Raw genomic sequence first — 20,951 nt, 5'->3', positions numbered from 1 at the left:
GCTGTGTCTGTACACAGTTAGGAGCAGGAGTGACGGTGACTGAGCTTGGTGCGGCCTTCACCCTTCGTGACGCACGGGCCATCGGTGTGCGCAAGGACCAGGTCTATGACCTTGTGGCGCGGGGCCAGCTGGACCGCCTGGGGCGGGGAGTGTTCGTACGGGTCGACCTGATCGATCCCGCCCATGCCGCTCTGGCGGCTGCGGCGGCGGCGCGGCCCGCATCGACGATGTGTCTGACCAGCGCGCTGGTCCATCACGGGCTAAGTGATGCCATCCCCTTTGCGGTGGACGTGGCGTTGCCACGGGGGACCCGCCACCCGGCGGGCTTCGAGCAGGTGTCCTGGCACAGCTTCGAGGCGTCGACCTTCGCAGTGGGCCGCGAGTTCATCGATGCGGGTGGGGGCACGGAGGTGGCGGTCTACTCTGCCGAGCGCACCATCGTGGACTCGTTCCGCCTGATGCATCTTGAAGGCGCCGACGTCGCCCACGAGGCGTTGCGCCGTTGGCTGCGGCGTCCCCGCTCCTCGCCGTCGCGCCTGATCAGGACCGCTGAGGCGTTCCCACAGGCACTCCCGCGGCTCAGGCTGGCGTTGGAGGCGCTGCTGTGACGCCGCCGGCGCCTCCGCGAGACTCACCTGCCGGCCGCGCCTTCAACGATCTGCGCAATCTTGCGAAGCGGCAGGGTCGAGACCCGTTCGAGTACTACACCCTCTACGCGCTGGAGGGCTTCCTGGCGAGAATGGCCGCGTCCCTCCAGGCAGACCACTTCGTCCTGAAGGGCGGGGTCCTCATGGCCGCATTCGCCGCACGACGTCCCACGCGGGACATCGACGTCGCGGCGTCGGGCATCCCCGGCGACGTGAGCGACGTGTTGGGCCGGGTGGGGGAGATCGTCGCAGAGGGCCTCGAGGTCGGACTCGACTTCGATGACGGGTCGCTGAGGGCGGAGGAGATCCGGCAGGAGGCTGCCTACGCCGGAGTGCGGGTGCACATGGTCGCGAGCCTCGCCTCCGCGCGAATCCCTCTGCACGTCGACGTCAACTTCGGGGATCCGATCTGGCCGGGGGCGACGCAGGCGATCCTGCCGAGGCTTCTGGGCGGCACGCTGACGGTGCGTGGCTACCCGGATCACATGGTCCTGGCGGAGAAGATCGTGACAGCGGTTGACAGGGGACCCGAGAACACACGCTGGCGTGACTTCGTGGACATCGACTCGATCACGGCGACGCGCACGATCGAGGCCGACATGCTCAGGCGTGCCATCGAGGTGTGCGCTGATTATCGCAAGGTGACCTTGGAGTCCCTCGGCCCCCTTGCTGAACGCATGCCTGCTGCCGCGCAGGCCAAGTGGGCCGTCTGGCGGCGAAAGCAGCGCCTCGGTGAGTCCACGCCGGAGTCGTTCGCGGACCTGCTGCTGGAGTGTGTGCGCTTCTGTGATCCGGTTCTGACCGACTCGGCCACGAACGCGACGTGGGACCCACGGTCACGGATCTGGGTCTCGCCCGGCTGAGGTCTCGGGGCATGACAAAGCCCCCGCTACCAGCGGGGGCTTGACAGTCCGTCGGGGACGGCGCGCGGCTCAGGCGTTGGGACGCTTGCCGTGGTTCGCCTTGTTCCTGCGACGGGCGCGGCGCTTACGACCGGTCTTACCCATGGTGACTCCTCGTCTGGATGACTATGCGACACCACATTGTGCCAGATCCACGCGTGAGGGAGAAAGCGCGAGCACCTCGCGCCATCTGGCAGAGTGACCCCATGGCGCGCGACGTGGACCAGATGACCGACGACGAGTGGCTGGACGGCTTCGTCTCGCAGTGGAGTCTGCTGGCCGACCTGAGTTTCTCCGACCTGGTGCTGTGGAAGGCCCTCGACGAGGCCGGCGAGGTGTTCGAGTGCGTGGCCCAGGTGCGCCCGGTGACCGGCCCGACGGCGCTCGAGGAGGACATCGTCGGCGAGCGGATCGAGTTCGACGTCGAGCACCAGGTGACGGTCGCGTTCATGACCGGCGAGATCGCCGAGACCGGCGACAACCAGCTCAGCGCGGGCATCCCGGTCGACGTGTGGGCGGTGCCGGTGCTTCGGCACGGGCGACCCATCGCGGTGGTCGAGCGGCACACGAACCAGATGGGCATGCGCGCCAACGGCGCGTTCGAGGAGAACTCGCTGCAGATCGCGGACATCCTCACCCGGATGCTCATGCGCGGCGAGTTCCCGCTGGTGCCACCCTCCGACAAGGCGCTCGCCCCGCGCGCAGCCGACGGTGTCGTGCGGGTCCAGCCGAACGGGACCGTCTCGTACGCCAGCCCGAACGCCGTCACCGGGTTCCGCCGCCTCGGGGCGGTCGGCGACATCGAGGGCGAGAAGTTCCGCGACCTGATCCGCGTGCTCCGGCAGGGCGTCGAGCAGGTCGGGCAGACCGTGGGGGCCGAGATCGACGGCAGGCTGAGCCTCGAGTTCGACGTCGTCGGGCTGCGCGGCACGTCGATGCGGTTCATGCTCCTGCCGCTGTGGGGGGACCGGACCAGCGAGGGCATGCTCGTGCTGTGTCGCGACACGACGGATCTGCGCAGGCGCGACCGGATGCTCGTCACCAAGGACGCGACCATCCGTGAAATCCACCACAGGGTGAAGAACAACCTGCAGACGGTTGCGGCGCTGCTGCGCATGCAATCACGCAGGCTCGAGTCCGAGGAGGGCAAGGAGGCCCTGCGCGACGCCATGCGACGGGTGCGGTCCATCGCGATGGTGCACGAGACGCTGAGCTACTCGCTGGTCGAGGAGGTTGCCTTTGACGAGGTGTGCGACAAGATCCTGCGGATGGTCGGCGACCTGGCGGCCTCGACCGGGACGGTGCGGGCCGAGCGGATCGGCACCTTCGGAGTGGTGCCGGCCGCGATGGCGACGTCCCTGTCGATGGTGATCACCGAGCTGTGCCAGAACGCGATCGAGCACGGCCACGCCAGCGCCTCGGGTCGCGTCGAGGTGGTACCGGAACGCGTCGGCAGCAGGCTGTCGATCGAGATCCGCGATCAGGGGGTCGGCCTCCCCGAGGGATTCAAGCTCGGCAGGCAGAGCTCGCTCGGGCTGTCGATTATCTCGACTCTCATCAAGGACCTGGACGGGAAGCTGAGTCTCACCAACCGGACGGACGGGCCGGGTACGGTCGCCCGGATCGAGCTGCGGGTGCCGGAGAAGTAGCCGGGGTCAGGAGTTGCGCAGGCGGGAGCGGGCGGCGCGGCGCTTGATGGCGCGTCGCTCGTCCTCGCTCAGGCCGCCCCATACTCCATGGTCCTGGCCGGCCTCCAGTGCCCACGCGAGGCACTGCTCGCGCACGACACAGCGCATGCAGATCTTCTTGGCCTCCTCGATCTGGGCGAGCGCGGGGCCAGTGTTGCCGACAGGGAAGAACAACTCCGGATCCTCAGTGAGGCAGGCGGCCTTGTGGCGCCAATCCATAGGTGTTCTCCTTCGATAGCTGTACGGGGGATGAAACGACCAGCGGCCGCAAACCAAAGCAGGCTACCCCCTAGCGGGGCTGGTGCGCAATGGTCCCGGCGGGCTTTCTTGTCAATGAACCCAACGGTACCAGCGCACCCCAAGGGGCTTGAAGGACTCGGATGCGTTTGGCACTCTGGCGTGGTGACCCCCGTGCTGCGCCGTCCCCTTCCCGCCACCGCCGTGGCGCTCACCGTCCTCGCGGGGCTCGTGATGATCGGCATCGGGATCGCGTCGTGGGCGGCCGGCCGGAACTGGCTTGCACTGGGCTTCGGGCTCTGGCTGACCGGCTACGGCCTCGTGCAGCTGCTGCTCGCGTGGCGGGTGTCAAGGGGAGGGACCTTCGCTCTGGGCCTGGTGGTCGCGAGCTCGCTGCTGCATGTGTGCGTCCTCGGCAGCTTCATGACCGCGGGGGACACTGCGCAGCTGATCGGTTCGCTGTTGCTCGCGCCCTTCGCGCTCGCAACCCTGGTCACCTCGGTGCTGTCAGTGACCAGGGGCGAGCTCGACAAGGCGGTCAGGCAGAACGCCTGAGGCCGCTCACGCCAGGCGGCCGGCGCCCTGGGCGGGAACAGCGGTGAACCACTCGGGGGTGGCGTAGCCGGCCTCGGCGAACGACCTCGCGATGGCCCTGCCGATCCCGTCGGCCTCACCGGCGTGCGTCAGCGCGATGATGCAGCCCCCGAACCCGCCGCCGGTCATCCGGGCGCCGAGCGCCCCGGCCGACAGTGCGGTCTCCACTGCCAGGTCGACGGTGGGGACGGTGATCTCGTAGTCGTCGCGCATGGATGCGTGTGAGGCCGTCAGCAGCGGCGCGAGGCCGGCGAGATCGCCGGAGCGGCCCACCTCGAGGGCCCTGAGAACCCGCTCATCCTCCGTGACCACGTGGCGCACGCGGCGGCGCATGGTCTCGTCGTCCAGCCTGGCCAGCGCCGCGTCGAGGTCCGTCACGTCGCGCAGCGCGGGGACCCCCAGCAGGCGGGCGGCCTCCTCGCAGGTCGCGCGGCGGGTGCCGTACTCGCCGTCGACGTGGCTGTGCGGCGTCTTCGTGTCCAGCACGAGCATCTCGTAGCCCTGCTCCGCCATCGGCAGCGGCACGACCTCGGTCTCGAGGGAGCGGCAGTCGAGGAACAGCCCGGCCTCCGCCTGGCACAGGGTGCTGGCGGCCTGGTCGAGGAGCCCGGTCGGCGCGCCGACGTAGGCGTTCTCGGCGACGCGGGCCAGCTTCGCCCGGTCGATGGGGGCGATGTCCAGCCCGTAGAGATCGCAGTAGGCGGCCACGACGGCGCACTCGATGGCCGCGGAGCTCGACAGGCCGGCGCCCAGCGGGACATCGGACGTGAGCACCAGGGTTGCGCCCCCGACGTCGTGCCCGGCCTCACGCAGCGCCCACACGACGCCCGCGAGGTAGGCCGACCAGCCCTCCTGGCCGGGCGCCAGGTCTGACAACGCGAGGTCCACGTCCTCGTCGAGCTCGAGCGAGAGCAGCCGCAGCCTGCCGTCGACGCGGCGACCGGCCGCCACGACGGCCTTCCGCTCGAGGGCGAACGGCAGCACGAAGCCGTCGTTGTAGTCGGTGTGCTCCCCGATCAGGTTGACCCTGCCCGGCGCGTACCAGAGCCCCTCGGGGGCCTCTCCCGTGACGCCGCGGTACCTGTCGACGATCGCGTCGTATCCGCTCATCAGTCCTCCTCGTCGTCGAGTCGGGCAAGCCAGGAGGCAAGCCTCTCGACGGGGGTCTCGAAGTCGGGATTGAGGTCGACGAAGGTGCGCAGCTGGTCGGCCAGCCACTCGAAGGTGATCTCCTCCTGGCCCCGCCGGTCGATGAGCTCTTCGAGCCCGCGATCAGTGAAGTACATGGAGGTCAGCCTAGCGCCGCGGTCAGCAGCGCCTCCTCCTGGACCTTGTGAACCTTCAGCGAGCCCACGGACGGCGCGGACGACGCGGGGCGCGTCACCGGCTGCATGGTCAGCTGGTAGTCGGGCAGCACATGCTTCAGGTCCGCGGCGAGGTGCTGGGACAGGAAGGACCAGGCGCCCTGGTTGGCGGGCTCGTCCTGCACATACCTCACGTCCGTGACGTGACGGTAGCGCTCGAGGATCCGGGCGAGCGCGTCTGTCGGGAGCGGGTACAGCCTCTCCAGCGACACGATCGCCACCGTGCCGTCGAGCCCCTTCGCCTCGCGCGCCGCGGCAAGGTCCCAACGGACCTTGCCGGAGCAGAGCACCAGCCTCTCAACCCTCGACGGGTCCGTGATGGTCGGGTCGTCGAGGGCGGGCTGCCAGGACCCGGAAGTGAAGTCCTGCGGCATCGACATGGCGTGCTTGTTACGCAGCATCGACTTCGGCGTGGCGATGATCACCGGCCGGTGGTAGTTGACGTAGGCGTGCTGACGCAGCAGGTGGAAGTAGCTGGCCGGGGTCGAGGGCTGGCACACCGCCAGGGCATCCTCGGCGCAGAGCTGCAGCCAGCGCTCGATGCGCGCGGAGCTGTGGTCGGGCCCCTGGCCCTCGTAGCCGTGCGGCAGGAGAAGCACGACGCCGGACTTCTGGGTCCACTTCGCGTTGCCGGCCGCGACGAACTCGTCCGAGATGATCTGCGCGCCGTTGACGAAGTCGCCGAACTGCGCTTCCCACAGCACCAGCGCCTCGGGTCGGGCGACGGAGTAGCCGTACTCGAACCCGAGCCCCGCGTACTCGCTGAGCAGGGAGTCCCAGATCTCGAAGCTCGCCTGGTCCTGCGTGAGGTGCTTCAGCGGGACCCACGACTCGTTGGTGACCCGGTCGACGATGGCGCCGAAGCGCTGCGAGAACGTGCCTCGTCGCGTGTCCTGCCCGGCCATGCGGACCGGGCGACCCTCCATCAGCAGCGACCCCAGCGCGATCATCTCGGCCGTTGCCCAGTCGATCGGCCCGTTCAGGATCGCCTTGGCGCGGCGCTCCAGCTGAGGCTTGACCTTGGGATGCACCGTGAACCCGTCCGGGAACTGCGTGTGCACCGAGGCGATGGCCTGCAGCATCTCGTCGGTGATCTCGGTCAGCCGCTCGGCCGGCTTGGTGGGGTAGTAGGGAACGCGACGGTAGTCGTCGTCCTCCCCGTTCGCCTCGGCCTGCCTGACCTCCCGGAACACGTGCTCCAGGCGGTCGCGGAAGCGGTTCATCACGTCTTCGGCATCCGTCATGGAGATGTCGCCACGACCGATGAGTGACTCGGTGTACAGGCGCCGCGTCGAGCGCTTCTGCTCGATCAGGTCGTACATGTTCGGCTGCGTGAAGCTCGGGTCGTCGCCCTCGTTGTGGCCGCGGCGGCGGTAGCACACGAGGTCGATGACGACGTCGCGACCGAAGCGCTGGCGGTACTCGAAGGCCAGTCGGGCGGCCCGCACACATGAGTCGGGGTCGTCGCCGTTGACGTGCAGCACCGGGGCGCCGATGGCCTTGGCGACGTCGGTGCAGTAGGTCGACGACCTTGACTCGGTCGGCGCGGTGGTGAAGCCGACCTGGTTGTTGACGACGACGTGGATCGTGCCGCCGGTCTTGTAGCCCCGCAGCTGGCTCATCTGCATCGTCTCGTAGACGACGCCCTGGCCGGCGAAGGAGGCGTCGCCGTGCAGCGTGATCGCGAGCACGGGGTGTTCGTCGGAACCGAGCGCGTCCTGCTTGGCGCGCGTGATGCCCTGCAGGACGGGGTTGACGGCCTCGAGGTGCGACGGGTTCGCCGCCACGGAGGCCTTGATGGTCGCGCCAGAGTTGGCGACGAACGTGCCCTCCGCGCCTAGGTGGTACTTCACGTCGCCAGTGCCGCTGACGTCGATGACGCCGTCGAACTCGCGGAAGATCTGCGAGTACTTCTTGCCGACGATGTTGGCGAGCACGTTCAGGCGGCCGCGGTGCGGCATGCCGATGCAGACCTCGTCGATCGAGTCGTCGGCGGCCTTCTGTGCGATCTCGTCGAGCAGCACGATCAGGGACTCGCCGCCCTCGAGAGAGAAGCGCTTCTGGCCGACGAACTTGGTCTGCAGGAAGGTCTCGAAGACCTCGGCCTCGTTGAGCTTGTCGAGGGCGTGCATGTGCTCCTCGTGCGTCAGCGGGACGTGCGGCACCTCCATGCGCTCCTGGAACCAGTTGCGCTGCCGCGGGTCCGAGATGTGCATGTACTCGACCGCGATGGTGCGGCAGTAGGAGTCCTGCAGGATCGAGATGATGTCGCGCAGCGGGAGGTATACCCGCTCCTGGGCTCCGAAGGTGCCGACGGCGAACTCGCGGTCGAGGTCCCACAGGCTGAGGCCGTGCGTCTCCAGCCGCAGGTCCTCGTGCGAGCGCTGCCGGTACTCCAGCGGGTCGACGTCGGCGACGAGGTGCCCGAATGTCCGGTACGCGTTGACCAGTTCGAGCACGCGGGCCGTCTTGGAGACCTGGGAATCGCGGTGTGCGGAGATGTCCGGGCCCCAGCGCAGCGGCTCGTAGGGGATGCGCAGCGACTCGTAGATCGCGTCGTAGAAGCCGTCCTCTCCGAGCAGGAGGCCGTGCATCTTCTTCAGGAACTCGCCGGACGTGGCGCCCTGGATGACGCGGTGGTCGTAGGTGCTGGTCAGCGTCGTGATCTTGCTGACGGCAAGGTCGGTCATCTTCGAGGGGCTCATGCCCTGGAACTCGGCCGGGTAGTCGATGTTGCCGACGCCCAGGATCATGCCCTGGCCGTTCATGAGGCGGGGGACCGAGTGGTTGGTGCCGATGCCTCCCGGGTTCGTCAGGGAGGCGGTGGTGCCTGCGAAGTCGCTGACCTCCAGCCTGCCGTCGCGGGTCTTGGCGACGACCTGCTCGTAGGCGGCCCAGAACTGCGAGAAGCTGAGGTGCTCGCACCCCTTGATGTTCGGGACCAGCAGCTGGCGGGTGTCGCCCTTCTTCAGGTCGATGGCGATGCCGAGGTTGATCGCGGGGTTCTCGATGAGGTTGGGCTTGCCGTCGATCACGTCGTACGCGTTGTTCATGTCGGGCATGGCCTTCAGGGCCTGCACCATCGCGTAGCCGATGAGATGCGTGAAGGAGACCTTGCCGCCCTTGGACGTGCGCAGGAAGTTGTTGATGAGGGTGCGCTGGTCGATGACGAGCTTCATCGGCACGGCGCGCACCGAGGTCGCCGTCGGGACCGTGAGGGACGCGTCCATATTCTTCGCGGTGCGCATCGGGGCGCCGCGCAGGACGGTGTGGCGCGGGGTGGCGTCGCCGGGCTCGGGTCGCAGCGCCGGGTTGGGCGCGTTGGCAGAGAGGTTGGCGCCGCTGCCGGGATTCGTCGGGGTGCCCTCGCCGCCCTTCTGCACGGGTTCGACCGACGGGCGGGTCGGCTCGGGCTTCGCCTCCGGGGCGGCCTTGGGGGCCGGCGCGGCGGCCGCGGGCTTCGGGGCCTGGGGCGCGGGCTTCGCAGCGGGCGTCGCCTTCGCGGCAGCCGTCGGCTTCGGAGCGGTCGTCGGCTTCGGAGCGGTCGTCGGCCTGGATGCTGCGGCCTTCTGCGTCGACTCAGAACCCTGGCCCGCCTCCGCGGCGAAGAAGTCACGCCAGGAGGCGTCCACGGACTGCGGATCGCTCTGGTACGCCTCACGCATCTCGTCGATCAGCCAGGAGTTGGCCCCGAACTCGTCATTGGACTCAGGTGCTGACATGGGAAACGCCACAAACCCCTCTACGTATTGTCAGACGCAGGCTCCTGCGACTGCTTCCCGGGCAGCTTACCCACAATCCGACGGGTCGGGAGCGTGTGAACGGCTTGCCCGCCACGTCAGGCCCGCGGTGTACGCGGTAAGAGAAATCAGGGCGAGATTGCGCAGGACCAGCACCGAGGTCTCCGGGCCGGAGCCCAGCGGGATGGCCATGATCCCGTAGGCGCCCCACGGGTACGCGAACTGCGTCAGGGCCCCCACCAGGACGAACGACACGGCCAGCACCAGAACGTGGCGGCGCAGCCAGCCGCTGGTGCGCAGCACGAGGAGGGCGGCGACGGGCCCGCCGAGCCAGCAGATGTACTGCGGGGAGAGGGTCTTGTTCGAGATGACCGTGGCCAGCACGACCGTCAGCACCGCCAGCAGGACTGCCTCGACGACCACCGCCTGCGGAGCCCGCCGCAGGTTGCGGACCAGGCGTACGGTCAGCAGCACCGTCGCGAGGATCGTGGCCGCGGTCAGCGCCGTGGCCACCTTCAGCATCAGGCCGACCCCCGGACCCTCGAGTTCCAGAGCGTTGTAGTCGGAGAGGAACACGTTCCACGACGGGTTGTCGGTGAATGTCCGCAGGATCATCAGCGGCATCGCGGGGACCGACTCGATCTGTAGGCCACGCTCGGACTGCCAGGTGATCGGCGATGCAGACCTGGCCCACCCGCTGGTGATGAGCGACGCTGCCGCCAGTGCACCGCCGACGACAAGGAAGCCGACCAGCCGTCGCCGCGCGGAGCCGCGCCGCGGGTCGGGGGCGAGCATGGGGCCGATCAGGAGCGCTGGCCACAGCTTGATCGCGGCCCCGAGCCCGACGAGCCCGCCCGCGACCGCAGGTCGCCTCGCGACCAGCAGGCAGGCCCACGCGACAAGGGCGGCAGGGATGAGGTCGAAGCGGTACCACAGGATGCCGCCCTGGGCACCCGTGAAGAGGATCCAGAACCAGGCCCCGCCCGCGTTGCCTCGCCGGTAGAACGTGACGGCGACGACGGCGTCGAGAAGGAGGAAGAACACGGCGTAGACGGGCGTCCAGGTCTGCCATCCACCACCGAGCGCGTAGAGCCCCTGCAGGATCCACACGGCCGGCACCGGATACTCGACCATGACGGACGTGTCGCCCTGTTCGAGGAGCTTCCAGAGGTAGTAGCCGTAGTACGAGACGTCGTTGGCCACGAAGGCCACCTGTTCGAGACGCAGCGATGCGACGATCAGGATCCTGGTGGTTAGGAAGGTGCTGACCAGCGCCACGATCATCGGCAGATCGGACGAGGCTGGGCGCCGTGGCGCGTGGGTCACGAGTTCTTCCTCCTCATGGCCGGCCGTCGGCTGGCGCCCCCGCGAGGATTCGAACCTCGGCTCCCGCCTCCGGAGGGCGGTGCTCTATCCCCTGAGCTACGGGGGCCTGCCGTCACCGCTGCGGGCGACGCAGGAAAGGTTAGCACCAAGTCGCAGGGGCTGTCGCACGGGCGGTGGACGCACCCGGCGCCGATGGGACGTTACGCGGGGCCTTCTGGCAATCTTGCTCCTTATGACGCACATGCACATCGCCGGCTCGATCCACGCCGACGCGGTCCAGGGCGGGCCGACGTGGCTCCAGCTGCCCGAGGATCTCAACGCGCTGGATCTGCGACTGTGGCCGCGCGGCACCTTCCGGGACGAGGCCGGGCGCGTCGTCGTCGCGGGCGTGCCGCTGACCGAGCTCGCCGAGCAGCAGGGCACCCCGACGTACCTCATCGACGAGGCCGACTTCCGCTCCCGTGCCCGCGACTTCCGCGAGGCCTTCTCCGGGTGGCAGATCTACTACGCGGGCAAGGCCCTCCTCACGAGGACCGTCGCGCGCTGGGCAGCCGAGGAGGGGCTGAAGCTCGACGTTACGACCATGGGGGAGATGCGCATCGCGCTGGCCGGCGGCATGCCCGCGGCCCGGCTCGCGTTGCATGGCAACAACAAGTCCGACGAGGAGATCCGCTTCGCGCTGGCGGAGGGCGTCGGCCGCATCGTCGTGGACTCGTTCGACGAGATCGAGCGGCTCGAGCGGGCCTGCGCCGACCTCGGGGTGAAGGCCACGGTCCTGGTTCGTGTCACCACCGGGGTCGAGGCCCACACGCACGAGTACATCGCCACGGCGCACGAGGACCAGAAGTTCGGGCTGAGCATCATGGGCGGCCAGGCGCTGACCGCGCTGGTGCGCTGCCACTCGTCGCAGTACCTGGACCTGCGCGGCATCCACTCACACATCGGATCCCAGATCTTCGAGACGCTCGGCTTCGAGGTGGCCATCCGCCGCACGTGCAAGCTGGCATCCCAGTTCAGGACAGCCACCGGCGTCGAGCTCCCCGAGCTGGATCTCGGCGGCGGCTTCGGCATCGCCTACACGAGCGCCGACCAGCCGCGCCCGACGACCGAGCTTGCCGCGGCCTTCGAGGAGATGGTCGAGCACGAGTGCCGCGCCTTCGACATGTCGCGCCCCATGCTGAGCATCGAGCCCGGCCGTGCCATCTGCGGCCCCGCGGGCGTCGCGCTGTACCGCGTCGGGACGGTGAAGACCGTCGAGCTGGAGGGCGGCAGGTCGCGCGTCTACGTGAGCGTCGACGGCGGCATGAGCGACAACATCCGTCCGTCGCTCTACGCCGCCGAGTACTCGGGGGCGATCGCCAACCGCAGGTCGTCGGCCGAGCCGGTGCTCAGCCGTGTCGTCGGCAAGCACTGCGAGGGCGGCGACATCCTCATCCGCGACGTCTTCCTGCCCGGGGATGTTGCCATCGGCGACCTCATCGCCGTCCCGGGCTCCGGAGCGTACTCACGCTCCATGGCAAGTAACTACAATCAGGTCACGAAGCCCCCGGTCGTCAGCGCGAGGGACGGTGTCGTGACCACGATGCTGCGCCGCGAGACCCTGGACGACCTGATGAGATTGGACGTGGGTCAGTGAGCAAGCCCCTCAAGGTCGCCCTCCTCGGAGCCGGCGTGGTCGGGTCGCAGGTGGCCCGCATCATCCTCAACGAGCAGGACACGCTCGAGCAGCGCATCGGGCGCAGGCTGGAGCTGGTCGGCATCGGTGTGCGCAACCTGGATGTGCCCCGCGAGGGCATCGACCCCGCGCTGCTGACCACCGATCTGGAGGGCCTGGTGAGCCGCGGCGACCTCGACGTCGTCGTCGAACTGATCGGCGGCATCGAGCCTGCGCACGCGCTCGTCCAGACAGCCATCGAGCACGGCGCATCCGTTGTCACCGCCAACAAGGCCCTGCTGGCCGACGAGCTCGGCCCGCTGTCGCGCGCCGCGCAGGAGAAGGGCGTCGACCTCTACTACGAGGCCGCCGTGGCCGGAGCCATCCCCATCATCCGACCGCTGCGCGAGTCGCTGGTCGGCGACGAGATCACCGAGGTCATGGGCATCGTCAACGGCACGACGAACTACATCCTCGACAAGATGGTCACCGACCACCTCAGCTTCGACGAGGCCCTCGCCGAGGCCCAGGCGCTCGGGTACGCCGAGGCCGACCCAACCGCCGACGTCGAGGGACACGACGCGGCGGCCAAGGCCGCGATCCTCGCCGGGCTGGCGTTCCACACCGAGGTCACCCGCGACGAGGTGTTCTGCGAGGGCATCACCGGCATCACCGAGGCGGAGATCGCCGCGGCTGACCAGCTGGGCTGCACTGTCAAGCTGCTGGCGACCGCGAAGCTGACGTCCGACGCCGGCAGCGTCATCGTCAAGGTGCACCCCGCGATGGTCTCCCGCAAGCACCCGCTCGCAGCCGTCTCCGGTGCCCGCAACGCCATCTTCGTCAACTCCAGGGAGGCGGGAGAGCTGATGTTCGTCGGCGCCGGCGCCGGCGGTGCCCCCACGGCCAGCGCGGTGATGGGTGACGTGGTCACCGTCGCCCGCAACCGCCGACGCGGGACCGCCGGGCACGTCGGTGCCGCGTACACGCACCGCCCCGTCGCGCCGATCGGCGAGTCGACCGCGCAGTTCTACGTCTCGTTCGAGGTCGTCGACCGGCCCGGCGTGCTCGCCCGCTGCGCAGCGGTGTTCGGCTCGCACGGCGTGTCGCTACGCGTCGTCCAGCAGAGCTACCTGGACGACGAGTCGTCGGCCGAGGAGCATCCCGCCCGGCTCGGCATCATGACGCACGCCACGCAGGAGGCCCGTCTGAGCCAGGTGCTGTCCGAACTGCGCGAGGCCGACTTCGTCGGGTCGCAGGTGCGCATGATGCGGGTCGAGGGCTTCTGACGTGCGGCTGCGCGTCCGGGTCCCCGCCACGACCGCAAACCTCGGCTCCGGCTTCGACTGCGTCGGGATGGCCTTCGACTGGTGCGACGAGCTCACGCTCGAGACCTTCGACGACGGCCGCCTCGAGGTGGTCGTGACGGGGGAGGGTGCGGGGGACGTGCCGCTCGACGAGCGGCACCTGGTGGTCTCGTCGATCCTCCTCGGCCTTGAGGCGTTTGGCGCCGCGCGGCCTGGCCTCCGGCTGACCTGCCACAACACGATCCCGCACTCCCGCGGACTCGGCTCGTCTGCCTCCGCGATCGTCGCGGGTCTGGCGGCGGCCTGGGGCATCGCCCGCCCCGGCGTCGACCTGGACCGGGCCGCCATCACCCGCCTGGGCACCGAGGTCGAGGGGCATCCCGACAACGTCGGGGCCGCGGCCTGGGGAGGGGCGATCCTCGCCTGGGCACGCGACGACAGGGTCTCGCTCGTGCAGCTTCCTCTCCCAGGGGGCTTCCGTGCGATCGTGTACGTGCCGGACTTCGAGTGCGGCACCAGCGAGGCGCGCGCCGTCCTGCCCGAAACGGTGGCCCGTGGCGACGCCGTCGCCCAGGCCATCACCGCTGCCGCGCTGCCCCTTGCGCTGACCGTGCGGCCCGACCTGCTCTTCGACGCGACGTTCGACCGGCTGCACCAGCAGTACCGCGCGCCGCTGATGCCTCAGTCCTTCGACCTCATGACCGGCCTGCGTGCCGTCGGCGTGCCCGCCGCCATCTCGGGGGCCGGGCCGACGGTGATCGCCGTCGGCCTGCCCGACCAGCTCGCGGCCGCCGAGGGCGTTGCCGCGGACGGGTTCGCGGTGCACAGGCTGGCCCCCGGCGGCGGGGTCCAGCTGTTGGCCTGAGGCCGGACTTCGGGCGTGGCGCTTTGCGCGCGGCGCCCGGCACGGTAGTCTTTCCGTGTTCCCCCGATGCGCCGCTGGTGGCGAGACGCCCGAAAAGTTGGCCGCAGGTCGGAGATCATCCGTTTTTCTGATGCCGGTGGCGCGCCCTGTCCATGCATGGACAGTCCACGGCGAGCCGGCTCCATGGAAGGAGATTCGTCTTGAGCGAATCTGTCGAGCTCACCAGCATGAAGCTGGTCGAGCTGAAGTCCGTCGCCTCCTCGATGGGCATCAAGGGCGTCTCGGGTATGCGCAAGGGCGACCTCGTCGGCGCGATCCAGGCCGCGGGCAAGGGCGGGGCGGAGCATCAGCGCCGCGCGTCCCGGCCGGAGCCCCAGCAGGCCGAGCTGGTGAGCGAACGCGCTCCGCAGGCGGAGGCGCCCCACAAGCGTCAGCAGGCCGAGCAGCAGGAGAAGCGCCAGGAGCGCGAGCCCCGCGAGCAGGGCGAGCAGCAGGACAGGCGCCAGCAGCAGGGCGACCGACCGCAGGAGAAGCGCCCCCAGGGCGACCAGCAGCAGACCGACGGCGGCGGCAGCCGCAACAACAACCGTCGTCGCCGCAACCGTGATCGCCAGGCTCAGGCCGAGACGAACGAGGAGGTCGGCGAGCTGCTCGACGCGGCGCTCGGCGGGTCCCAGCCGAAGGCGGCGGCCCAGCCGGCCCCCGAGCAGCGCCAGTCGGCGCCCGAGCCCATCGCCTACGACGACGACCAGGGTGGTTCGCGACGCAGCCGTCGTCGCCGCAACCGGGACCGCAACGACCGCGGCGGCAACAACAACAACCGCCGCTCGCGCACCGGCCAGGGCTTCGACCGGATGGAGGCAGAGCCGACCATCGCCGAGGACGACGTGCTCGCAGCCATCTCCGGCATCGTCGACATCCTCGACAACTACGCCTTCGTGCGCACCACCGGGTACCTGCCCGGCCCGGCCGACGCCTACCTCTCCATGTCGACCGTGCGCCGCTACGGACTGCGCCGCGGCGACGTGGTCACCGGCGCCATCCGCACCCCCAAGGAGGGGGAGCGCAAGGAGAAGTTCAGCCCGATGGTGCGACTCGACACCGTCAACGGTGACGCCCCCGAGAAGGCCAAGGGTCGTCCGGAGTTCGCCAAGCTGACGCCGCTGTACCCGCAGGAGCGGCTCCGCCTCGAGACGGTGCAGACGAACCTGACCGGCCGGATCATCGACCTGGTCTCGCCCATCGGCAAGGGCCAGCGCGGCCTGATCGTCTCCCCGCCCAAGGCCGGAAAGACCATGATCATGCAGGCGATCGCCAACGCGATCGCGGCCAACAACCCCGAGGTCCACCTGATGGTCGTCCTGGTCGACGAGCGACCCGAGGAGGTCACCGACTTCCAGCGCACCGTCTCGGGCGAGGTCATCGCGTCCACGTTCGACCGCCCGGCCGAGGACCACACGACGGTCTCCGAGCTGGCCATCGAGCGGGCGAAGCGGCTGGTCGAGCTCGGTCACGACGTCGTCGTCCTCCTCGACGGCATCACGCGGCTGGGCCGCGCCTACAACCTCGCGGCGCCCGCCTCCGGTCGCATCCTCTCGGGTGGCGTCGACTCCGCGGCCCTGTACCCGCCGAAGAAGTTCTTCGGCGCCGCGCGCAACATCGAGAACGGTGGCTCGCTGACCATCCTGGCCACCGCGCTCATCGAGACCGGGTCGAAGATGGACGAGGTGATCTTCGAGGAGTTCAAGGGCACGGGCAACATGGAGCTGAGGCTCCGCCGCGAGCTCGCCGACAAGCGCATCTTCCCGGCGATCGACGTCGACGCCTCCGGCACCCGCCGCGAGGACCTGCTGCTTGGACGCGACGAGCTGAACATCATCTGGAAGCTTCGGCGCGCCCTGTCCGGTCTCGACGATCAGGCGGCCCTCGAGACGCTGAAGTCGCGCATGACCAAGACGCACAACAACCACGACTTCCTGCTCAGCGTCCTCAAGACCACCCCGGCGCAGGAAGGCTGACCGCCGGCCGGATTTGGGAATAATCCCCCCACCCGGCATAGTTGTCAGGTGTGCCGGTTCACGCACCCATGTACGGCCCCAGAGGGGACGTAGCGACCCGGCCGCCTCACTGAAGGAGAACCCATCATGAAGCAGGGCATTCACCCTGAGTACGTGGAGACCCAGGTGACCTGCACCTGTGGCAACACGTTCACCACCCGCAGCACCCTGACGAAGGGCGTCATGAACGCCGACGTCTGCGCCGCGTGCCACCCGTTCTACACGGGTAAGCAGAAGATTCTCGACACCGGAGGCCGCGTCGCCCGCTTCCAGCGTCGTTACGCGAAGAAGGACTGACAACTCACGTCGAGGCGAACGCCGGGGCAGGGTCACTGACCCACCCCGGCGTTCGTCTGTTTCTGCCCCCGCATAGAGGAACCCCATGTTCGACAACGCCCAGCCTCTGATCGACGAGTTCCGCGACCTGGAGACCCAGCTCGCGGACCCGCAGCTGCACGCAGACCTCGCGCGCTCGCGCAGGGTGGGGCGGAGATACGCCGCGCTGCGTCCGATCGTCGAGGGGATCGAGGAGTTCCGCAGGCTGAGCGACGACCGCGAGGCCGCAGCCGAACTGGCCGCCGACGACTCCTCCTTCGCCGACGAGTTGGTCGACCTCGACGCCCAGCTGGAGCGCGCGACGGAGAAGCTCACCCGGCTGCTCGCGCCGCGCGACCCCAACGACGATGCCGACGCGCTGGTGGAGATCAAGTCGGGCGAGGGTGGAGAGGAGTCCGCGCTGTTCGCCGGCGACCTCCTGAAGATGTACACCCGCTACGCGGAACATGTCGGCTGGAAGGTCGAGGTCCTCGACTCTCAGGACACGGACCTCGGCGGTTACAAGTCCGTCACCGTCGCAGTGAAGGCCGGCTCCGGAGCCGAGTTCGCACCCTACGGGCGCCTCAAATTCGAGGGCGGCGTGCACCGGGTGCAGCGGGTGCCCGTCACCGAGTCGCAGGGTCGCATCCACACGTCGGCCGCCGGCGTGCTGGTCATGCCGGACGTCGAGGCGGATGAGGTCGAGATCAACGACGACGACCTCCGCATCGACGTCTACCGCTCCTCCGGGCCGGGCGGGCAGGGCGTCAACACCACCGACTCCGCCGTGCGCATCACGCACCTGCCGACCGGCACGGTGGTCAGCTGCCAGAACGAGCGTTCGCAGCTCCAGAATCGCGAGTCGGCCATGCGCATGCTCCGAGCACGTCTGATCCAGCTCGCCGAGGCCGAGGCCGCGGCGGCCGCCTCGGACGCCCGCAAGTCGCAGGTCCGCACGGTGGACCGCTCGGAGCGCATCCGCACCTACAACTTCCCCGAGAACCGCATCACCGACCACCGCATCGGTTACAAGGCGCACAATCTCGACCAGGTGCTCGACGGGTCGATCGGGACGCTGCTCGACGCGCTGGCCGAGCAGGACCTCGCCGAACGGCTGGCCGAGGTGGGCGCGTGAGCCAGCTGGCCCACGAGGTCGCCCTCGCCCTGACCGGCTCCGGGTCACCGAGTCCCGGTCCGGAGGCGCGCCAGCTCGTTGCCCACGTGCTCGGCATCGACGTTTCGGTCCTCATGACCGTGGACGACGTAACGGACGAGCAGCGCGCCCGCGTCGAGGAGCTGGTCGCGCGCCGGGCCGCCGGCGAGCCTCTGCAACACCTGACCGGGGTCGCGTACTTCCGCTACGAGGAGCTGGCCGTCGGGCCGGGCGTGTTCATTCCACGACCGGAGACCGAGGAGATGGTCGGCTGGGCTCTCGGACAGTTGGCCGCGCGGCCCGCCGGGTCGCGCCGCGTCGTCGAGCTCTGCGCCGGCTCCGGGGCGATCACCGCCGCCATCTCCTCCGAGCTGGGCGGCTGCGACCTGCACGCCGTCGAGCTCTCCGCCGACGCGTGGCCCTATCTCGAACGTAACCTCGCCGGCCGCAGTGTCGACCTGCGGCTGGGTGACATGGCCGACGCCTTCCGCGACCTGGACGGCACCGTCGACCTGGTGATCGCGAACCCTCCCTACATTCCTACCGGCCACCGGGCCTTCCTGCCGACCGATGTCGTCGAGCACGACCCGGAGCTCGCGCTGTTCTCGGGAGCCGACGGGCTCGACGCCATCCGCACGGTGGCGGCGGTGGCCCGCCGGCTCCTGTGCGCCGGCGGACTGGTCGTCACAGAGCACGACGAGTCCCATGCCGCCGGGGTACGCGCCGTCCTCGCGTCGGCCGGCCTTTCCGAGGCCGCGACGCATCCGGACCTCGCCGGGCGCGACCGGTTCACGAGCGCCGTAATAGGATGGGACGCGTGACAGATCAGGCCCGGGTACTCGACCTCGCGAGCGACCGCGCATCCGCCCTCTCGGAGGCGGCGGCCGCCGTCACGGCCGGCGAGTGCATCGTGCTGCCGACCGACACCGTCTACGGCATCGGTGCGGACGCCTTCAACGCCGAGGCGGTCCAGCGGCTCCTGGACGCCAAGGAGCGCGGCCGTGACATGCCCCCGCCCGTGCTGATCGCCGAACCCTCCATGCTGCGCGCGATCGTCGACGAGGTGCCCGACGCGGCCCGCGCGCTCGCCACCGCGCTGTGGCCCGGGGCCCTGACGCTGATCCTGAACGCCCAGCCCCGCACCGGCATGGACCTCGGCGAGACCCGCGGCACCATCGCCGTGCGCGTCCCCGACGACGAGAGCGCGCGTGCCCTGCTGCGGGCCACCGGCCCGCTCGCCGTCAGCTCCGCGAATGTCTCGGGCCGGCCCGCGGCCACCACTGCGCAGGAGGCCCACGACCAGCTCGGCGACCGCGTCGCCGTCTACCTCGACGGCGGCCCGGCAGCCGGGGGAGTCGCCTCCACGATCGTCGACTTCGCCTCCACCCCCGACGGGGTCGTGCTGCGGGCCGGCGCCATCGGGCTGGACGAGCTGCGCCGCCACGCTCCCCAGGTCGCGGGCGACCAGGACACTGCCGACGCCGAGCCGGCCGGCTGACCGGTGCGCGAATACCTCCTGGTCCTCCTCGTGGCGGCCGGCACGACCTATCTGCTGGCCGGACTGTGCCGCAGCATCGCGTTGCGCACGGGGGCGATGGCGAAGGTCCGTAGCCGCGACGTCCACACGCAGCCGATCCCGTACTACGGGGGAGTGGCGATGCTCGGCGGCCTGGCGATGGCATTCCTGCTTGCGTTGCAGTTGCCGTTCCTGGGCCGCTACGCCGCGGTCGCTCACGACGCCACGGCGGTGCTGCTGGCCGGCGTCATCATCTGCTTCGTGGGCGTGCTCGACGACAAGTACGACATGCCGTGGTGGGTCAAGCTGGGCGGACAGGGCGTCTCCGCGGGTGTCGCGGTGCTGATGGGGGTCAGGATCTACTGGATCCCGCTGCCGGACCGCATCGTCTCGCTCGACGACACCACCTCCATCCTGCTGACCCTGCTCATCATCGCAGTGTGCGTCAACGCCGTGAACTTCGTGGACGGGCTCGACGGGCTCGCCGCCGGCATCGTCGCCATCGGTTCCGGCGCGTTCTTCAGCTATACATATGTGCTGGCCTACGAGCAGGAACTCGTGCGGGCGACCACCGCGAGCCTCATTACCGTCGCAACGTGCGGCATCTGCCTCGGCTTCCTCTTCCACAACTGGCACCCGGCCAAGATGTTCATGGGCGACTCCGGGTCCATGCTGATCGGGCTGCTCATGGCCATGAGCGCCATCTCGTACTCGGGCCAGCTGGACCCCAGTGCGCTCAGCCCGGTCGGCGACGTCGTCCCGGCCCTGCTGCCGATCCTGCTCCCCGTGGCGGCGCTGGCACTGCCGCTGATCGACCTCGTCCTCGCCTGGGTACGGCGCGCCTGGAACGGTCAGAGCCCGTTCGCCGCAGACAAGCTGCACCTCCACCACCGGCTGCTGGCGCGGGGCCACTCACACTGGGGGGCCGTCCTGCTGATGTACGCCTGGGCCGCAGTCTTCTCGGTCGGCCTCGTGGCGATCGCGCTCATCCATCAGTCCACCGTCGCCTGGGTGGTGGCGCTTGCGGTCGTCGTCGCCGTAGGGCTGACCATCATGCCAGTGCGCACCGCGCCCGCGGCCATCGGCGGGCGCGAGGCCGACGTCATCGACCAGCCAGCCCATGTCGGCGACGATGGCTGAGAGACGCGTCTCGGCCGCCACCCGCCGGGCCCTGGAGATGATGATCGGCGGGCTCGTCGCCGGTCACGTCGTCGGGCTGACCATCATCGGGCTCGCCCTCGCGCTCGACGGTGCCTCCGCGGCCCTGACCGCCGCCCTTGGATTCGCCGCCGTCGTCGTCTTCTACAGCATCGGCCAGGCCCTCGAGGTCGTCGCCTCCGAGCTCGAGCCGTTCCAGGGCCTCGGGCTCGTGATGGTCAGTTACGCGGTGCGCGTAATCGGTATCGCGGCCGGCCTGTGGGGCGTGCTGAACCTCGACGCCGTGGCGCCCCACGTGCGCGACGGGTGGCTGCTGCTGAGCGTCGCCGGCACGGTGCTGGCCTGGGTTAGCGGAGTGGTGGTCATCGCGTCAAGGCAACGTGTTCCCGTCTACGACACCGAGTACACCCCGCCGCGTTCAAACTGATGGT

At 69.6% G+C, this 20,951-nt stretch carries 19 protein-coding genes, 1 tRNA gene and 1 pseudogene; 14 read left to right on the top strand and 7 right to left on the bottom strand.

The features are described from left to right. Window positions 1-29 precede the first annotated feature (29 nt). Both QH948_RS07930 and QH948_RS07925 read left to right on the top strand, forming a co-directional pair. On the top strand, window positions 30-608 hold the full coding sequence (locus tag QH948_RS07930; protein WP_281143917.1) for a type IV toxin-antitoxin system AbiEi family antitoxin domain-containing protein: 579 nt from the start codon (window positions 30-32) through the stop codon (window positions 606-608). After that, a complete protein-coding gene (locus QH948_RS07925) occupies window positions 605-1,510 on the top strand; it encodes a nucleotidyl transferase AbiEii/AbiGii toxin family protein (protein WP_281143916.1) in 906 nt (301 codons plus the stop codon). Before QH948_RS07930 ends, QH948_RS07925 begins: the two co-directional genes overlap by 4 nt. Window positions 1,511-1,579: 69 nt before the next feature. On the opposite strand, the gene QH948_RS14230 is transcribed toward QH948_RS07925, so the two are convergent. Next, a complete protein-coding gene (locus QH948_RS14230) occupies window positions 1,580-1,654 on the bottom strand; it encodes a 50S ribosomal protein bL37 (RefSeq protein WP_425443342.1) in 75 nt (24 codons plus the stop codon). Between the two features lie 101 nt (window positions 1,655-1,755). Here QH948_RS14230 and QH948_RS07920 point away from each other — a divergent pair, with 101 nt between their 5' ends. Next, entirely contained in the window at window positions 1,756-3,198 is a 1,443-nt protein-coding gene (locus QH948_RS07920) for a sensor histidine kinase (RefSeq protein WP_281143915.1), read from the top strand. Between the two features lie 6 nt (window positions 3,199-3,204). Here QH948_RS07920 and QH948_RS07915 read toward each other — a convergent pair whose 3' ends face one another. Then, entirely contained in the window at window positions 3,205-3,456 is a 252-nt protein-coding gene (locus QH948_RS07915) for a WhiB family transcriptional regulator (RefSeq protein WP_281143914.1), read from the bottom strand. A gap of 183 nt (window positions 3,457-3,639) precedes the next feature. On the opposite strand from QH948_RS07915, the gene QH948_RS07910 reads away from it, so the two are divergent. Then, a complete protein-coding gene (locus QH948_RS07910) occupies window positions 3,640-4,029 on the top strand; it encodes a hypothetical protein (RefSeq protein ID WP_281143913.1) in 390 nt (129 codons plus the stop codon). Between the two features lie 6 nt (window positions 4,030-4,035). Here the strand turns inward: QH948_RS07910 and galK are convergent, their stop codons facing one another. The 5 genes from galK to QH948_RS07885 all read right to left on the bottom strand — a co-directional run bounded on the left by galK (window position 4,036) and on the right by QH948_RS07885 (window position 10,604). Then, complete coding sequence (galK, locus tag QH948_RS07905) at window positions 4,036-5,178, bottom strand: galactokinase (RefSeq protein WP_281143912.1); 1,143 nt, start codon at window positions 5,176-5,178, stop codon at window positions 4,036-4,038. Next, entirely contained in the window at window positions 5,178-5,354 is a 177-nt protein-coding gene (locus QH948_RS07900; protein ID WP_281143911.1) for a DUF6104 family protein, read from the bottom strand. The genes galK and QH948_RS07900 overlap by 1 nt, the downstream gene beginning before the upstream one ends. 5 nt (window positions 5,355-5,359) lie before the next feature. Then, complete coding sequence (locus QH948_RS07895) at window positions 5,360-9,154, bottom strand: multifunctional oxoglutarate decarboxylase/oxoglutarate dehydrogenase thiamine pyrophosphate-binding subunit/dihydrolipoyllysine-residue succinyltransferase subunit (protein WP_281143910.1); 3,795 nt, start codon at window positions 9,152-9,154, stop codon at window positions 5,360-5,362. 66 nt (window positions 9,155-9,220) lie between these two features. After that, a complete protein-coding gene (locus QH948_RS07890) occupies window positions 9,221-10,498 on the bottom strand; it encodes a glycosyltransferase 87 family protein (RefSeq protein WP_281143909.1) in 1,278 nt (425 codons plus the stop codon). A 31-nt stretch (window positions 10,499-10,529) separates the two neighbouring features. Then, a tRNA-Arg gene (locus QH948_RS07885) sits at window positions 10,530-10,604 on the bottom strand. Window positions 10,605-10,730: 126 nt separating this feature from the next. On the opposite strand from QH948_RS07885, the gene lysA reads away from it, so the two are divergent. The 10 genes and pseudogenes from lysA (at window position 10,731) to QH948_RS07835 (ending at window position 20,947) form a co-directional block, all read left to right on the top strand. Beyond that, a complete protein-coding gene (gene lysA, locus QH948_RS07880; protein WP_281143908.1) occupies window positions 10,731-12,134 on the top strand; it encodes a diaminopimelate decarboxylase in 1,404 nt (467 codons plus the stop codon). Next, window positions 12,131-13,438 (top strand): homoserine dehydrogenase, encoded by a 1,308-nt coding sequence (locus QH948_RS07875; protein WP_438874084.1) that lies wholly within the window; start codon window positions 12,131-12,133, stop codon window positions 13,436-13,438. The genes lysA and QH948_RS07875 overlap by 4 nt, the downstream gene beginning before the upstream one ends. 1 nt (window position 13,439) lies before the next feature. Then, a complete protein-coding gene (gene thrB / locus QH948_RS07870; protein WP_281143907.1) occupies window positions 13,440-14,321 on the top strand; it encodes a homoserine kinase in 882 nt (293 codons plus the stop codon). A 227-nt stretch (window positions 14,322-14,548) separates the two neighbouring features. Next, the gene (gene rho / locus QH948_RS07865) at window positions 14,549-16,339 is read left to right on the top strand and encodes a transcription termination factor Rho (RefSeq protein WP_281146165.1); all 1,791 of its coding nucleotides are present in this window, start codon (window positions 14,549-14,551) and stop codon (window positions 16,337-16,339) included. 126 nt (window positions 16,340-16,465) lie between these two features. Continuing rightward, complete coding sequence (gene rpmE / locus QH948_RS07860) at window positions 16,466-16,675, top strand: 50S ribosomal protein L31 (protein ID WP_219083985.1); 210 nt, start codon at window positions 16,466-16,468, stop codon at window positions 16,673-16,675. An 85-nt stretch (window positions 16,676-16,760) separates the two neighbouring features. Next, window positions 16,761-17,828, top strand: a complete 1,068-nt coding sequence (gene prfA, locus QH948_RS07855; RefSeq protein WP_281143906.1) for a peptide chain release factor 1 — start codon at window positions 16,761-16,763, stop codon at window positions 17,826-17,828. After that, window positions 17,825-18,667 carry a peptide chain release factor N(5)-glutamine methyltransferase gene (gene prmC / locus QH948_RS07850; protein WP_281143905.1) on the top strand — a complete coding sequence of 281 codons (843 nt, stop codon included), beginning with the start codon at window positions 17,825-17,827 and terminating at the stop codon, window positions 18,665-18,667. The genes prfA and prmC overlap by 4 nt, the downstream gene beginning before the upstream one ends. A 14-nt stretch (window positions 18,668-18,681) precedes the next feature. Next, window positions 18,682-19,344 (top strand): annotated as a pseudogene (locus QH948_RS07845) (L-threonylcarbamoyladenylate synthase); the annotation flags it as partial. A 3-nt stretch (window positions 19,345-19,347) separates the two neighbouring features. After that, the gene (locus QH948_RS07840; protein ID WP_281143904.1) at window positions 19,348-20,502 is read left to right on the top strand and encodes an MraY family glycosyltransferase; all 1,155 of its coding nucleotides are present in this window, start codon (window positions 19,348-19,350) and stop codon (window positions 20,500-20,502) included. Further along, window positions 20,495-20,947 carry a hypothetical protein gene (locus QH948_RS07835; RefSeq protein WP_281143903.1) on the top strand — a complete coding sequence of 151 codons (453 nt, stop codon included), beginning with the start codon at window positions 20,495-20,497 and terminating at the stop codon, window positions 20,945-20,947. The genes QH948_RS07840 and QH948_RS07835 overlap by 8 nt, the downstream gene beginning before the upstream one ends. Window positions 20,948-20,951 lie beyond the last annotated feature (4 nt).

The sequence above is a fragment of the Tessaracoccus lacteus genome, assembly GCF_029917005.1.
Lineage (GTDB): Bacteria > Actinomycetota > Actinomycetes > Propionibacteriales > Propionibacteriaceae > Arachnia > Arachnia lactea.
The sequence above is the reverse complement of the archived record's forward strand: the minus strand, read 5'-3'. Positions and strand labels throughout refer to the sequence as shown.

What these genes read in the sequence shown, in the direction of transcription:
- QH948_RS07900 (WP_281143911.1), bottom strand. Translation starts at nt 5,354, where the DNA reads ATGTACTTCACTGATCGCGGGCTCGAAGAGCTCATCGACCGGCGGGGC.
- QH948_RS07915 (WP_281143914.1), bottom strand. Translation starts at nt 3,456, where the DNA reads ATGGATTGGCGCCACAAGGCCGCCTGCCTCACTGAGGATCCGGAGTTG.
- rho (WP_281146165.1), top strand. Translation starts at nt 14,549, where the DNA reads ATGAAGCTGGTCGAGCTGAAGTCCGTCGCCTCCTCGATGGGCATCAAG.
- rpmE (WP_219083985.1), top strand. Translation starts at nt 16,466, where the DNA reads ATGAAGCAGGGCATTCACCCTGAGTACGTGGAGACCCAGGTGACCTGC.
- QH948_RS07895 (WP_281143910.1), bottom strand. Translation starts at nt 9,154, where the DNA reads ATGTCAGCACCTGAGTCCAATGACGAGTTCGGGGCCAACTCCTGGCTG.
- QH948_RS07920 (WP_281143915.1), top strand. Translation starts at nt 1,756, where the DNA reads ATGGCGCGCGACGTGGACCAGATGACCGACGACGAGTGGCTGGACGGC.
- QH948_RS07835 (WP_281143903.1), top strand. Translation starts at nt 20,495, where the DNA reads ATGGCTGAGAGACGCGTCTCGGCCGCCACCCGCCGGGCCCTGGAGATG.
- lysA (WP_281143908.1), top strand. Translation starts at nt 10,731, where the DNA reads ATGACGCACATGCACATCGCCGGCTCGATCCACGCCGACGCGGTCCAG.
- prfA (WP_281143906.1), top strand. Translation starts at nt 16,761, where the DNA reads ATGTTCGACAACGCCCAGCCTCTGATCGACGAGTTCCGCGACCTGGAG.
- galK (WP_281143912.1), bottom strand. Translation starts at nt 5,178, where the DNA reads ATGAGCGGATACGACGCGATCGTCGACAGGTACCGCGGCGTCACGGGA.